Annotated in this window: 11 protein-coding genes; 5 read left to right on the forward strand and 6 right to left on the reverse strand. The window is 72.8% G+C overall.

What is annotated here, in order from left to right; translation table 11 throughout:
* Positions 1-303: 303 nt before the first annotated feature.
* Positions 304-1308 (forward strand): hypothetical protein, encoded by a 1005-nt coding sequence (locus AB0D28_RS20400; protein WP_357387984.1) that lies wholly within the window; start codon positions 304-306, stop codon positions 1306-1308.
* Positions 1309-1320: 12 nt separating this feature from the next.
* On the opposite strand, the gene AB0D28_RS20405 is transcribed toward AB0D28_RS20400, so the two are convergent.
* Entirely contained in the window at positions 1321-1830 is a 510-nt protein-coding gene (locus tag AB0D28_RS20405; protein WP_357387886.1) for a hypothetical protein, read from the reverse strand.
* A gap of 195 nt (positions 1831-2025) precedes the next feature.
* Between AB0D28_RS20405 and AB0D28_RS20410 the strand changes: the two genes are divergently transcribed.
* Together AB0D28_RS20410 and AB0D28_RS20415 are read left to right on the forward strand one after the other, a co-directional pair.
* The gene (locus tag AB0D28_RS20410; RefSeq protein ID WP_013474124.1) at positions 2026-2253 is read left to right on the forward strand and encodes a helix-turn-helix domain-containing protein; all 228 of its coding nucleotides are present in this window, start codon (positions 2026-2028) and stop codon (positions 2251-2253) included.
* A gap of 95 nt (positions 2254-2348) precedes the next feature.
* A complete protein-coding gene (locus tag AB0D28_RS20415; protein WP_357387889.1) occupies positions 2349-2927 on the forward strand; it encodes an Rv3235 family protein in 579 nt (192 codons plus the stop codon).
* A gap of 455 nt (positions 2928-3382) precedes the next feature.
* On the opposite strand, the gene secA is transcribed toward AB0D28_RS20415, so the two are convergent.
* On the reverse strand, positions 3383-6283 hold the full coding sequence (secA, locus tag AB0D28_RS20420) for a preprotein translocase subunit SecA (RefSeq protein WP_357387891.1): 2901 nt from the start codon (positions 6281-6283) through the stop codon (positions 3383-3385).
* Positions 6284-6452: 169 nt separating this feature from the next.
* On the opposite strand from secA, the gene AB0D28_RS20425 reads away from it, so the two are divergent.
* Together AB0D28_RS20425 and AB0D28_RS20430 are read left to right on the forward strand one after the other, a co-directional pair.
* Positions 6453-7610 (forward strand): GNAT family N-acetyltransferase, encoded by a 1158-nt coding sequence (locus tag AB0D28_RS20425; protein WP_357387893.1) that lies wholly within the window; start codon positions 6453-6455, stop codon positions 7608-7610.
* Positions 7607-8713, forward strand: a complete 1107-nt coding sequence (locus AB0D28_RS20430; protein ID WP_357387895.1) for a GNAT family N-acetyltransferase — start codon at positions 7607-7609, stop codon at positions 8711-8713. Before AB0D28_RS20425 ends, AB0D28_RS20430 begins: the two co-directional genes overlap by 4 nt.
* A gap of 41 nt (positions 8714-8754) precedes the next feature.
* On the opposite strand, the gene raiA is transcribed toward AB0D28_RS20430, so the two are convergent.
* From raiA to mtrB, 4 genes are all read right to left on the reverse strand, one after another.
* Positions 8755-9396, reverse strand: coding sequence for a ribosome-associated translation inhibitor RaiA (gene raiA / locus AB0D28_RS20435; RefSeq protein WP_357387897.1), 642 nt, complete (start codon positions 9394-9396; stop codon positions 8755-8757).
* A gap of 249 nt (positions 9397-9645) precedes the next feature.
* On the reverse strand, positions 9646-10350 hold the full coding sequence (locus tag AB0D28_RS20440; protein WP_357387898.1) for a ComF family protein: 705 nt from the start codon (positions 10348-10350) through the stop codon (positions 9646-9648).
* Between the two features lie 6 nt (positions 10351-10356).
* Positions 10357-12153: a hypothetical protein gene (locus AB0D28_RS20445; RefSeq protein WP_357387900.1), complete on the reverse strand. Its 1797-nt coding sequence runs from the start codon at positions 12151-12153 to the stop codon at positions 10357-10359.
* Positions 12150-13883, reverse strand: a complete 1734-nt coding sequence (gene mtrB, locus AB0D28_RS20450) for an MtrAB system histidine kinase MtrB (RefSeq protein ID WP_357387902.1) — start codon at positions 13881-13883, stop codon at positions 12150-12152. The genes AB0D28_RS20445 and mtrB overlap by 4 nt, the downstream gene beginning before the upstream one ends.
* Between the last annotated feature and the right edge of the window lie 6 nt (positions 13884-13889).

Raw genomic sequence — 13889 nt, forward strand, 5'->3', positions numbered from 1 at the left:
GACACCGCGGGGTGAGGCGGCGGCGGGACCTGCCCCCGATTCTGTCACGAGACGCGCCCGCGGGCCGCGCCTCCCCGGCACACCGGACAAGCCGGCTGTCTCCGGACCTTCGGCCGCCGCCCACCCACGACCGACGAAACATCGGAGTACGGGACGACACGTCGTTGATCCTTCGGCGTGATCGGTTCTGGCGCCTGCCGCGCCCGGCCCGCCCGAGGAGCGGCGGCACGCCGCGTACGCTGGATGACCGGTGACCTGCCCGGCCCGGCGCGGGGAGATCCGGCGACCGTCGAAGGGAAGACGATGAGCAACCAGCCCGGCAGCTCCACGGCCGCCGAGACGGATCAGCCCGAGGCCGTCGAGCCGTCGGTCGGCGAGGCGAACACGGACGAGGTCGTCGCGGCCGGGCGTCCGGAGTTCGCCCCGGGCGCGCTCGTGCTCGCCCTGGTCTCGATCGGGTGGCTGGCCGCCATGCTCTGGTCCACCCGGGAGGCGATCCACTCGACAGCTGCCGGCGTCACCGCGATCAGCCTCTCCGCGTACGCGCTGCCCGGCGTCATCACCGCCGCGCTGGTCACCGGCGCCACAGTGGCCCTGCTCGCGACCAACCGGCTGGGCCGCGCCACGCTCCGCTTCCTGGCCGCCGTCGGCGCCGGCCTCCTGGTCGGGCTCGTCGCCGCCGTGGCGATCAACCTGACGTACGCGGACAACGCCACCACGAACACCATCGCCGGCACCACGGCGGCAGCCGCGATCATCGGCGGGGCGATGGCCGGTGCGCGCCAGGCCCGGGTGGTGGGGGCGATCACCGTCGCGACGCTCACCGCGCAGATCTTCGTGGTGCTGTTCAGCCGTGCCCGCGACCCGCTCTCCGACCTGTTCGGCGCCGGGGAGACGCAGCAGTCGGTGCTGGACGCCGCGAAGTGGGTCTCGCGTACCGAGTCGTTGCTCGCCGGGCTGCTCGCCGGGCTGGCCGCGTACCTCTATCTCACCTGGTCCCGGCGCCGGGCGGAGCGCCGCGACGGCGCGGCGTCGCCGCTGCGCTGGCCGGCGTACCTGATCGCCGGCGCCGGCGCGGGCCTGCTCCTGCTGCTCACCGAGGTGATCATCCGGATCGGCGGGCGCGGGCTGCTCGACCTGGCCGCCGCGCTCAGCGAGGCCGACGAAGTGGCGCAGACCGCGCTGGGCACCTCGCGGGTGGACAACGGCATCTGGGTGCTCTTCGTGGGCGCGCTGACCACGCTCATCGTCTTCGGGCGCACGCTCGGCCCGCGTCCGGTGGACGACGAGGACGAGCCGGCGGCCTGAACCGCCGCGCCGTCAGCCCGCTTCGCGCAGCAGCAGGTCCAGCTCGGTCACGTCGTACCACTCCAGTTCGTGGTCCTCGGCGCCGTCGACTGTGAACTGGGCGTCCGGGTCGCCGGCCTGGGCCTCCACCACCACGTCGACGGCGGCCGCCACGTCCTCGACCGCGTCAGCGCCGTCCACGTGCAGCGCGGCCACCGACTTCACGGGCACCGGCCCGGCCGGCCGGACCACGCTCGATCCCAGGTCGCCGACGACCCGGCCGACCGCCCGGGCGGGCAGGTCGGCCGAGACCACCACCCGTCGCCGGGGCGCGGCGGGATCGTGCCGGAGCAGGAGCAGCGCGTCCTGGGCGGCCCGGGTGAAGGCCACGTACTCCAGTTCCTCCTCGTCGCCCTCGGCGTACCACTCGCGCAGCTCCGGGGTCACTGCGTGCGCCGCCTCGGCGCTCAGCCCCTCGTCGCGCAGCCGGGCGAGCATGGGGACAGTCGCCGGCAGGTACACCCGGACAAGCTCGTCGGTCACCGGTCACTCCCACACTCAGGCCGATCGCCGGCGGACGCCGGCTCCGGGCGCCGATCATGCCGTACGCCGAGACCGTCATACACCCGGCACCCGCGCGGGTGAAGTCTCCCGCCGGTGTGTCTCCCGAACGGGCACATGGCCGTGTCACTCAGTGATGGCAAACTGAAGCAAACGAAACCAACCCCGGGAGTCACCGTGGAGTCGAGGTTCCTGCTGCTGTCCGACGTCGCCGCCGAGCTGAACGTCTCGGACTCGCAGGTCTACCACATGGTCCGCAGCGGCGAGCTGCCCGCGATCAAGATCGGTGGCCGGGGCCAGTGGCGGGTCGAGCGCGCCCGGCTGGAGGAATACATCGAGCGCAAGTACGCCGAGACCGCCGAATGGGTGCGCGGCAACCCGCTCGGCGAGCGCGACGAGGAGTGACCGCCCGCCAACCGTGCGCCATTGACGGCGGTCGCACGAGTCCGGGAAGATGAGAGCCTGTCGGAGGCAAACGAAGGCAAACGCAAGGATTTGAGATGGTCGACACCCGCCGTCCCCGCGCACCCCGCCCGCCGGTCCGTCTCCGGCCCGCCCCGCCGCTCGATCCACCCTGCACCGACGAGGAACCGCTCTGGAGTCCCGCCGGGCAGCTCACACTCGACCTGGCCGGCCCGCGCCCCCGTGCCACCGCGCGCCCGCCCGGCCGCGCCCCCGACCCGGCAGCAGCGTGGCCACGCTGGTCCGGCACGCCCGCAACAGCCCTCGCCTCCGCCACGCCCGAGGGAGCGCGGGCCGCGCACCTGTTCGTGCGCACCTTCCTGGAGATCGTGAACGGCTTCCGGCCGCCCGGCCAGCTCCGGCCGCTCTGCGTGCCCGAGGCGGCCGGTCCGGTGTCGGTCGAGCTGACCCGCGCGGCCCGCCGGGTCACGCCGGTGCGCCGCCGTACCGCCCGACCGGCGTTGCTGCTGCGGCGTCTGCGGGTCTGCGAGCCCCGCGCGGGCGCGGTCGAGGCCACCGCCGTGTTCGCCGGGGCCGGCGGCGCGAGCTGGGCGGTCGCGATACGCCTGGAACGCCGCCGAGGCACCTGGCTGTGCCAGGTGCTGGACGTCCTTTGAGCCCGGCCGTCGCCTCTCCGACCTGACTCGACGCGCCGCGGCCACCCGCGTCGACCTGTGAGCGGGCGTAGCCAACCGGCTCCCGGCTCCCGGCTCCCGGCTCCCGGCTCCCGGCTCCCGGCTCCCGGCTCCCGGCGAGATCTTGGTACCAAACGGCCCCCATAGGGGCCCTTTCCTACCAAGATCTCCGCCGCTTCCACTAGGCGGAACGCCAATCTCGCCTAACGAGAGGTCAGTGCAACAACCAGGATCTCCGGCCCGCGCCACCCCACCAAATCCCGCGATCTTGCACTTTCGGACCCCCATGTCGGCATGAATCGGTCACAACAGGGGCCGCAACTGCAAGATCGGCCCAGGGAGGACGGGAGGACGGACGGGAGGACGGGAGGACGGGCCGGAGGACGACGACGGGCCCCGGCCGGAAGGCCGGGGCCCGTCGGGGCGCGCGTTCGGGGTCAGTTGCCGCCGTTTGGCGAGCCGTGGCAGCGCTTGTACTTGCGGCCCGAGCCACACGGGCAGGGCGCGTTACGGGACGGGCCCTCGCCGCCGTCGACCTGGCCGGGAGCGGCCCGCCGGGCGGTGCTGGCGGCCACAGCCTGGCCGCTCGCCCCGGCCGGAGCACGGCGCGGCGTGGCGGCGGCCGGGCGCTCCGAGGACTGCTGGCCGATGCCGAGGGCCGGCGCCTGCTGCTCGGGCCGCTCGATCACCGGGGCGCCCCGGCCGGCCTCGCCGTCCACGGCGGGCGCGGAGTATTGCAGGCCCTGCTGCTGCGGCGCGCGGTTGAGACCCTTCGCCCGGATCTCCACCGGCTTCTCCAGCAGCTGCACCTCCTCGGCATCCGGCTCCGCCTCCTCGACCTGGACGTCCAGGTTGTAGAGGAAGCCGACAGTCTCCTCCTTGATGCCGTCCATCATGGTGGCGAACATGTCGAAGCCCTCGCGCTGGTACTCGATGACCGGGTCGCGCTGGGCGTACGCCCGGAGGCTGATGCCCTCCTGGAGGTAGTCCATCTCGTAGAGGTGCTCGCGCCACTTGCGGTCGATCACCTGGAGCAGGACCATCCGCTCCAGCTGGCGGACCGCCTCCTCGCCGAGGCTCTCCTCACGCCTGTCGTACGCGGCGTGCGCGTCCTCCTTGAGGCGGGCGAGCAGGAAGTCCTGGTCGATGCCGGAGCGGGAGCCGAGCTCCTCCTCCAGCTCGTCGATGGTGATGCCGACCGGGTAGAGCTGCTTGAGGCTGGACCAGAGCTGTTCGAGGTCCCAGTCCTCGGCGTAGCCGTCGCTCGTCGCGCCGACCACGTACGCGGTCACCACGTCGTCGATCATGTTGCGGACCTGGTCGGACAGGTCCTCGCCGTTGAGCACCCGGAGGCGCTCGGCGTAGATCACCTGGCGCTGCTTGTTCAGCACCTCGTCGTACTTGAGGACGTTCTTGCGGATCTCGGCGTTCTGGCCCTCGATCTGGGCCTGGGCGCTCTTGATCTGCCGGGTGACCATCTTCGACTCGATGGGCACGTCCTCGGGGATGTTGAAGCGGTCCATCACCGCCTCGACCGCGCCGGCCCGGAAGCGCTTCATCAGCTCGTCCTGCAGCGACAGGTAGAAGCGGGACTCGCCCGGGTCGCCCTGGCGGCCGGCACGACCGCGCAGCTGGTTGTCGATCCGGCGGGACTCGTGCCGCTCGGTGCCCAGCACGTAGAGCCCACCGGCGGCGGCGACCTCCTCCGCCTCGACGTCGCACGCCTGCTTCCAGGTCGGGAGGATCTCCTCCATCGCCTTGGCGTACTCCTCCGGCTGCTCGACCGGGTCGAGCCCGCGCTGGCGCAGCTCGTTCGCGGCGAGGAACTCGGGGTTGCCGCCGAGCAGGATGTCGGTGCCGCGGCCGGCCATGTTCGTCGCGACGGTGACCGCGCCCTTGCGCCCGGCCTGCGCGACGATCTCCGCCTCCTTGGCGTGGAACTTCGCGTTCAGCACCGAGTGCGGGATGCCGCGGCGGCGCAGCATGTGCGACAGGATCTCGGAGTTCTCCACCGAGACGGTGCCGACCAGCACCGGCTGGCCCTGCTCGTGCCGCTCGGCGATGTCCTCGACGACGGCGTTGAACTTGGCCTTCTCGGTCTTGTAGATGACGTCGGGCCGGTCGAGCCGGACCATCGGCCGGTGCGTCGGGATGGTCACGACGCCGACCTTGTAGACCTTGTTGAACTCGCCCGCCTCGGTCTGGGCGGTACCGGTCATGCCGGAGAGCTTCTCGTAGAGGCGGAAGTAGTTCTGGAGGGTGATGGTGGCCAGCGTCTGGTTCTCCTGCTTAATCTCCACACCCTCCTTGGCCTCGATCGCCTGGTGCATGCCCTCGTTGTAGCGACGGCCGTGCAGGATGCGGCCGGTGAACTCGTCGACGATCAGGACCTCGCCGTCGTTGACGATGTAGTCCTTGTCGCGCTTGTAGAGCTCCTTGGCCTTGATGGCGTTGTTCAGGTAGCCGACCAGCGGGGTGTTCACCGACTCGTAGAGGTTGTCGATGCCCAGGCGGTCCTCCACCTTGGCCACGCCGCGCTCGGTGATGGCGATGGTCCGCTTGGCGTAGTCGACCTCGTAGTCGCCCTCGCCGTCGGTGCCGGGCTGGAGCCGGGCCACCACGGCGGAGAACTCCTGGTACCACCGGGCGGAGTGCTCGGCCGGGCCGGAGATGATCAGCGGGGTACGCGCTTCGTCGATCAGGATCGAGTCGACCTCGTCGACCACGGCGAAGAAGTGGCCGCGCTGGACCAGTTCCTCCTTCGACCAGGCCATGTTGTCGCGCAGGTAGTCGAAGCCGAACTCGTTGTTCGTGCCGTAGGTGATGTCGCACTCGTAGGCCGCGCGGTGCTCGGTGGCGGGCCGGTTGGGCAGCACCACGCCGACGCTCAGGCCGAGGAACTCGTGCACCCGGCCCATCCAGGCGGCGTCGCGCTCCGCCAGGTAGTCGTTCACGGTGATCACGTGCACGCCCTTGCCGGCGAGCGCGTTCAGGTAGACCGGCATGACCGAGGTCAGCGTCTTGCCCTCACCGGTCTTCATCTCGGCGATGTTGCCGAAGTGCAGCGCCGCGCCACCCATCACCTGGACGTCGTAGGGGCGCTGGCCGAGCACCCGCGAGGCGGCCTCCCGGCACACCGCGAACGCCTCGGGCAGCAGGTCGTCGAGGGTCTCGCCGTCCTCGAGGCGCTCCTTGAACTGGTCGGTCATGCCGCGCAGCTCGTCGTCACTGAGGTTGACGTAGTCGTCCTCGATCGAGTTGACGGCGGCCGCGATGGCCTTCAGCCGACGCACCATGCGGCCTTCGCCGGCGCGAAGGACCTTTTCCAGAATCGACACGGATCAACGCTCCCCTAGACGGTCTCGAACCATCGTAGGCGCTCCGACGCGACGATGGTCACTGGTGGCGGCGGTCCGGACTCCGGAAACCGACATAACGCCGCCACCGTGCGCCACCGGCCGCTAATCGGGTTACGCCGTGCGCGAACGATCCGGCACGATGGCTCGAATGGAGCCTGTGGAGATCATCGAGGACGGCCTGCTGCTGCGCCCGTGGCGCGCCGAGGACGCCGACGCGGTGCACCGCGCCTGCCAGGATCCGGACATCCAGCGCTGGACCACCGTACCTCGCCCGTACCTCCCGGAGCACGCGACCGAGTTCGTCACCACGATCAGCGCCACCGCCTGGGCCGAGGGCACCGCCGCGCAGTTCGCGGTCTGCGACGCCGGCACCGGTGAGCTGTTCGCCTCGATCGGCCTGGTCTCCGTCGACCGCGCGCTGGAGTCGGCGGAGGTCGGCTACTGGACCGCGCCGTGGGCCCGGGGCCGGGGCGTCGCGGTCCGCGCCACCCGCGCGCTGGCCCGCTGGGCGTTCGACGCGCTCAAGCTGCGCCGGCTCACCTGGCAGGCCGAGATCGGCAACCACGCCTCCCGGCTGGTCGCGCTGCGCGCCGGCTTCCGGATCGACGGTGAGCTGCGGCTGGCACATCCCAGCCCCGGCGGGCGGGCCGAGGGCTGGATCGGCTCGCTGCTCCCCGGCGAGGTCGCCGCGGCGGGCGAGCCGATCCCCTACGGCCCGGACACGCTCCAGGCTCGCCGGGCCGCCGTCTTCGGCCGGCCGCAGCCGGTCCTGTTCGCCACCGCCGGGAACACCGAGCTGCGGCTGCGCGCGCTGGAGGAACGCGACCTGCCCGAGGTGACGCGCACCTGTCAGGACGAGCAGACCGTCCACTGGACCACGGTGCCGCACCCGTACCGGCCGGAGCACGCCGAGGGCTTCCTGCGCGACGTGGTGCGCCCGGCCTGGGCGCGGGGCACCGCGGTGACGTTCGCCGTGGCCGACCCGGACGACCGCTACGTCGCGTCGATCGACCTGCGCATCATGGCCGGAGACCCGCTGGTGGCCGACGTGGGTTACATGACCGCGCCGCACGCGCGCGGCCGGGGCTACCTGCCGGCCGCGCTCGCCGCGGTGTGCGCCTGGGGCTTCACCACGCTCGGCCTGGCCCGGATCGAGTGGCGCGCGAACGTCGGCAACACCGCCTCCCGGCGGGCCGCCGAGAAGGCCGGCTTCACCGTCGAGGGCACGCTGCGCGGCGGCGTCCAGCACCGCGGCGAGCGGCAGGACGTGTGGATCGGCGGCCTCCTGCCGGGCGACCTGGCGTGACGCCGGAGACGACCGAGGGGTACGGCGTACGGCTGCGGCAGTGCCACCTCGCGGACGTACCGGACATGGTGGCCGGTTGCGCGGATCCGGAGATCCGCCGGTTCATGCCCCTGCTGCCCGACCCGTACGACGCCGACGCCGCCCGGTGGTGGATCACCGAGGGGGCACCGGCGGCGTGGGCGGCGGGCGGCGCCGCGTACACGATCGCCGACCCGGCGACCGACCGGCTGCTCGGCAGCATCGGGCTGACCCGGCTCAGCGCGGAGCGGGCCACGTACGAGATCGGCTACTGGGTGGGACCGGCGGCGCGCGGCCGGGGCGTGGCCACCGCCGCCACCCGGCTGCTGACCGAGCGGGCGTTCACCGCCGGGGCGGCCCGGCTGGAACTGCTCACCCGGACGGAGAACGTGGCGAGCCAGCGCATCGCGCTCGCCTGCGGTTACCGGCACGAGGGCGTACGCCGGGCGGCGGGGGCGGACGGCGACGGCGTACGCCAGGATCTGATCGCCTGGGTGCGGCTGGCCGACGACCCGCCCGGGCCGGTCGCCCGGCTGCTGCCGGACCTGCCGGACGGCCGGCTCACCGACGGCGTCGTGACACTGCGCCCGGTGGAGCCGGCGGACACCGACACGCTGTACCGGCTGCACACGCTGCTGGAGGTGGTGGCCAACCGGGTGCCGCCGGTGGCACCGGAGCGCGCGGCGCTCGCGCGGCGCTGCCGGCTGGCGGCGAGCCGCTGGCTGGCGGGCGAGGCCGCCGACCTGGCGATCCTCGACGCGGCCACCGGCACTGTCGTCGGCGGCTGCGCGCTGTTCTACGACGAGCCGGCCACCGGGCAGGCCATGCTCGGCTACAGCCTGCTGCCCGAGGCGCGCGGGCGCGGGCTGGCGGCCCGCACCGTCCGGCTTGTCGCCGAATGGGCGTTCGGCATCGGGGTGGCCCGGCTCTGGGCCGGTACCCGGCCGGACAACGTCGCCTCGCAGCGGGTCCTGGAACGGGCCGGCTTCCGGCGGGAGGGGCTGCTGCGCGGCCGGCTTCCCGGCCCGGAGGGCATCCGCGTCGACTCGGTGGTCTACGGCCGGTTGGCCACCGACGGGAGCTGAGGACGGGCCCCGTGCGGAGCCCGTCCTGCCCGGTCGAGGGGTCACGTGTCGAGCTGGATGATCCCGTAGTCGTACGCGTGCCGCCGGTAGACCACGCTCGGGCGGCCGGACTCCTTGTCCTGGAACAGGTAGAAGTCGTGGCCGACCAGTTCCATCTGGAACAACGCGTCATCGACGGTCATCGGGTCGGCGGGGTGGACCTTCGCCCGGGCGATGTGCCACGGCTGGTCGTCGTATTCGGCGTAACGGTCCTCGTCGGGACGCTCGGCGACGGCGGTGGCGGCGCCGTGGCCGTCGCGCGCCGCCAGACCGGGCCCGTCGAGGTCGGCCACCGGCAGCCCGGCGGTCGCGGCGGCCACTGAGATCGGCGGCCGTCCCCGGTGCACCCGGCGGCGGTCCGCCGCGCGGCGGAAGCGCGTGTCCAGCTTGGCGATGGCGGCGTCGAGCGCGCTGTAGAAGTCGTTCGTGCAGGCCTCGGCCCGGATCACCGGGCCGCGCGTCACGCACGTGATCTCCACCCGCTGGCAGGTGTCCGCCTGGCGTGGATTGCGCTCGTGGAACAACTCGACGTCCACGCGAATTAGCTTCTGGTCGTAGCGTTCGATCTTCGCGAGCTTCTCGGCTACGTGTACCCGGTAATGGTCCGGCACTTCGACGTTACGGCCCTTGACCACGATGTCCACGTGACCTCCCTTGTTCGGACGGTCGTTCGGTCCGGATCATCCGGTCGACGCACCCGGGAGGGCCCGCTCGGCGTCGACCGGTGTTGTTCGGCTACGCCTCCTTCCAGTGCCGGGGGAAGGTTGGCATCCTCACTACCCCCGACACCGAAACGCTAACTCCTGTTCGGCCACCCGTCACCCCTGGTTGCCGAAGGCGGTCGCGGAATTTAACACCTCATACACCAAGGGGTGAAACGGATGCACGAAGCGTCACCGATGGTGCCGCTTTTGCGTTGCGGCGAGCACCGCCGCGGCCTTTGGCGTCATTCCCGCGCGGTGCAACATCCGGCTCACCACCGCCAGCGTGGCGCCGGTGGTGACGATGTCGTCGAGCAGCACGACAGTGCCGGCCGGCCGGTGTCCGCCCGGCGGACGGCGCAGCCGGAACGCGGCCTCGGCCGCGGCGGCCCGCCCGGCGCTGTCCAGCTCCACCGAGTCGGTCCGGGGCAGCGCGCGCAGCGGGCGCAGCACCCGTACCGGCCACCCGGCCGCGCGCAGCCGGTCCGCCGCCGGCCGGACCAACCGGTCGAGGTGGTCGCCGTAGCGGGCCCGGGCCGCGCGGGCGGTGTCCGGGACCGCCACCAGCGTCACCGGGCCGGGCGGCCCCACCGCCGCCGCGACCACCTCGGCCAGCAGCGCCCCCAGCGGCCGGGCCAGCCCGTGCCGACCCCTCTCCTTGTACGCCAGCAGCCCCTCGCGCAGCGCGCCGCCGTACGGGCCGAGCGCCACGCAGGGCGGAAGGCCGGGCGGGGCCGGATCGGGCCGGGCCGGTGCTGGACGCAACGACTCCAGCTCGCGCACGCAGCCGGAGCAGAAGCCGTGCCGCAGCCGCACCGACGTCGCGCCACAACCGGCGCACCCGGCAGGCAGCACGAGGTCGGTCAGGTCCGACCAGAGCCCGCCCAGGTCACGCACGGGCGGTCAGTAGAGGAAGAACGGCGCGGTCGGGTTTGTCGCCCGGCTTCCCGCCGGAACGTCGAGCACCTGCTCCCGCTTCACGTAGTCGAACGGGTTGTTCCGCCAGGCCGCGCCGTCCGTCTCGAACATGAACGAGAACGCGGCCAGGCCACGGTCACCGCCGCCCGGATACCCGGCGAGCTGGGTCACCGGTGCGCCGATCTCCACCGTCAGCGGGGTCTCCCAGGCGCCGTCGACGCTGAGCTGATGGATCGCCGAACGCCGGTCCGCCTCGTTGCCGGCCAGCGCCAGCTCGTTCTCCGCCACCCAGTCCACCACCGTCACGCCGGTGAGCAGCGTGGTGACCCGGCGGGGCTGTCCGAGGCTGACCACGCCACCGTCGACGCTCACCGCGGCGACGAAGACCGCGCCGCCGGAGGCCAGCACGATCCGGTGCCCGTCGAGTGAGCCGGCGACAGCCGTCACCGGCCCGGGTACCGACAGCGGGATCTCACTCATCCGGCCCACGCCGTCGAACCGGTAGAGCCGGCCGTCGGCCGCCACCAGACCGCCCGGGCGGGTCTTGCTCAGCGACCGCAGCCAGGTGGGACGGCTCATGGCCCGGAACGTCCGGTCGCCGGGGCTGAACACCGCGACCGGTTCCGGGCCGGTGCCCACCTTGAGCCGCCTGCGGTTGTCCGGCCCGGTCACCACGAGCGCGGCGAGCACCTGGTCCTCGGCGCGGGCGAGCGACGCGGAGACGACGTTGCGGTTCTCCGCGGGCGGCAACGGCGCGGCGGCCCGGGACTCGTTGCCGAACCCGAGGGGACGGACGGCGCCGTCGTAGACGGCGTACCGCATCGGATCCGCGCCGCGGGGATAGGCGGTGACCGAGACGCGTTCCCGCCGCAGGTCGACGGTGAGCCGCTTCTGGTTCTGGATCTTCAGGTCGACCTGGCCGTCCAGGTCCGACAGCGACCACGCCAACTGCGTGCCGAGCCGGGTCAGCCGCTGTTCGTTGGCGCCCGGCATGTTGAGGTTGATCTCCCAGTGACCGTCCGCGCCGGTCGCGTTGTTGATCAGCTGGGTGCCGTCCGGCAGCCCGGTCACGGCGGGGGCCAGCCAGTCCGACGGACGGTCGGCCAGCCACTTCATCACCTCGGTGATGCGCCGCTCGGTCGGCGCCGTCGAGAGCAGGTAGCGCTGGTCCGGCACCAGCCGGGTCAGGTCGGTGTTCCAGAAGTAGACGGTGCGGGCGCGGTAGTACTCGCGCACCGCCGAGTCGCTGGCCAGCAGGATGTTCGGCAGGTCGGTGATCAGCAGGCCGGTGCCGGGGTCGGCGCGGCGCAGCTCGAAGACGTACTGCGTCTCGCTCGCCACCGGCGGGCCGAGCGTGCCGTCGGCGCGCAGCACGCCCACCTGCTGCACCTTGAGCGTCACGGTGCTGGTGCCCTGGTTGTTCGGCGGCGTGCTCTCCGGCTTCTCCCGCAGCCGCACCACCGTCAACTCGATCTCGCTGGTCTGCGGCTTGCCCGGAAGCAGGTCGCGGGCCTCCTCGGCGAGGAACTTCCGGGCCCGGGCGTACGCCTGGTCGCGTTCCCCGGCCGCGGCGGCCCGCAGGTAGTTCTCGATGAACGGCACCGGCTCGTTGCTGTCGGCCGGTTCGGGCGGCCGGGCCGGGCTGCCGTTGAACACCCCGGACTCGGCGGCCGGCACCGAACCGTTCACCTGCACGTCGGTCTCGTCCGGGATGCCGCATCCGGCGAGCGTGACCGGCAGCAGCGCGCCGGTCAGCAACAGGGCCAGGACGCGGCGGTTCACGGCCGCGCCTCCGCGTGGTCGCCGCCGGCCGGTCCGGCGGTCAGTGCCGGTACGCCACCGGGCCCGACAGCGGGCAGGCCGCCGTCACGGGGGCCACCGAACGGCACCGTGGCGTCGGCCGGCACCAGCCGCAGCGGGGAGGTGGTGAGCCGGTCCCCGGCGCGGGCCGGCAGGGTGAGCCGGAACTGCGCGCCCTGCCCCGGCGCTCCCCACGCCTCCAGCCATCCGCCGTGCAGGCGGGCGTCCTCCAGGCTGATCGACAGGCCCAGCCCGGTGCCGCCGGTCTGCCGGGCCCGCGACGGGTCGGCCCGCCAGAAGCGGTTGAACACCAGCTTCTCCTCCCCCGGCTTGAGGCCGACGCCGTGGTCCCGCACGGTGATCGCCACCGCGCTCTGGTCCTGGCCCAGGGTGATCCGTACCGGCTTGGCCTCGCCGTGCTCGACCGCGTTGCCGACCAGGTTGCGCAGCACCCGCTCGACGCGGCGCGGGTCGACCTCGGCGATCACCGGAGTGTCCGGCAGGTCCAGCTCGATGGTCACGCCGACCCGCTCGGCCAGCCCGGCCAGCCGCTCGGTCACCCGGTGCACCACCGGCACCAGGTCGGTGGGCTCGCTGTCCAGCACCGCGAAACCGGCGTCGAACCGGCTGATCTCCAGCAGGTCGGTGAGCAGTTCCTCGAACCGGTCCAGCTCGGCCTGGAGCAGCTCGGCGCTGCGGGCCACCGCCGGGTCGAACTCGTCGCGCTCGGCGAAGATCAGGTCGGCGGCCATCCGGACCGTGGTCAGCGGCGTCCGCAGCTCGTGCGAGACGTCGGAGGTGAACCGGCGTTGCAGGCGGGACATCTCCTCCAGCCGGAGGATCTGCCGTTGCAGGTTCGTCGCCATCTGGTTGAACGAGGCGGCCAGCAGGGCGAGGTCGTCCTCGCCGGAGACCACCATGCGCTGGTCGAGCAGCCCGGCGGAGAGCCGTTGCGCGGTGCGCGCGGCCACCCGTACCGGCGTCACCACCAGGCGGGTGACCAGGGCGGCCAGCAGGCCGAGCAGGAGCACCAGCGCGACGCCGGTGGCGACCACGGTGGCCCGGGCGTCGGCCGCCGTCGCGTCCTGCCGCGCCAGCGGTACGAGGTAGTAGAGCTCGACCTGCCCGAACTTGGTCGGCACCGGGGAACCGTAGACGAGGTATTTCGTGCGCTCGCCGCCGAGCGAGCCGGTACGGATCTGGTGGGCGACCTTGCCGGAGGCGACGGCGGCCCGCAGCTCGTCACCGATCACCGCGTCCACGGGCACCTCGGGCGTGGTTCGCGGTTCGATGAACTCGGCGAAGTTGTCGGCGGTGATCGCCACCACCACGCCGCTGGTCTGGGTCGGGTCTCCGCCGGCCAGGTAGTTGACCGTGCCGTCGATGGTGTTCTGGAGCTGCGCCTCCTGCGGCTGGCTGTAGAGGTTGAACTGCTTGGCCGCGTACTCCCTGCCGTTGCTCAGCCGCAGTCGCACGTCGGTCTCGGCGTTCTCCAGCAGGATGCTGGTGATCTTGTCGGCGATCAGGTAGGCGAAACCGCCCACCAGCAGGCTCGACGCCACGAGCGTGATGGTGACGACACGGACCTGGAGCGACCGCCGCCACGCCTGGTGCACCGCGGCCGCGAGCCGGGCGGCCCGGCCGGTCAGGGCGAGCCAGAGCGCCCGCACGGCGGGTAGCCGGCGGGGCGCGGAGGGTAGCGGGGTCAACACAGTGCT

It is taken from the genome of Micromonospora sp. NPDC048169 (assembly GCF_040652815.1).
In the GTDB taxonomy this organism is placed as follows: Bacteria; Actinomycetota; Actinomycetes; order Mycobacteriales; family Micromonosporaceae; genus Micromonospora.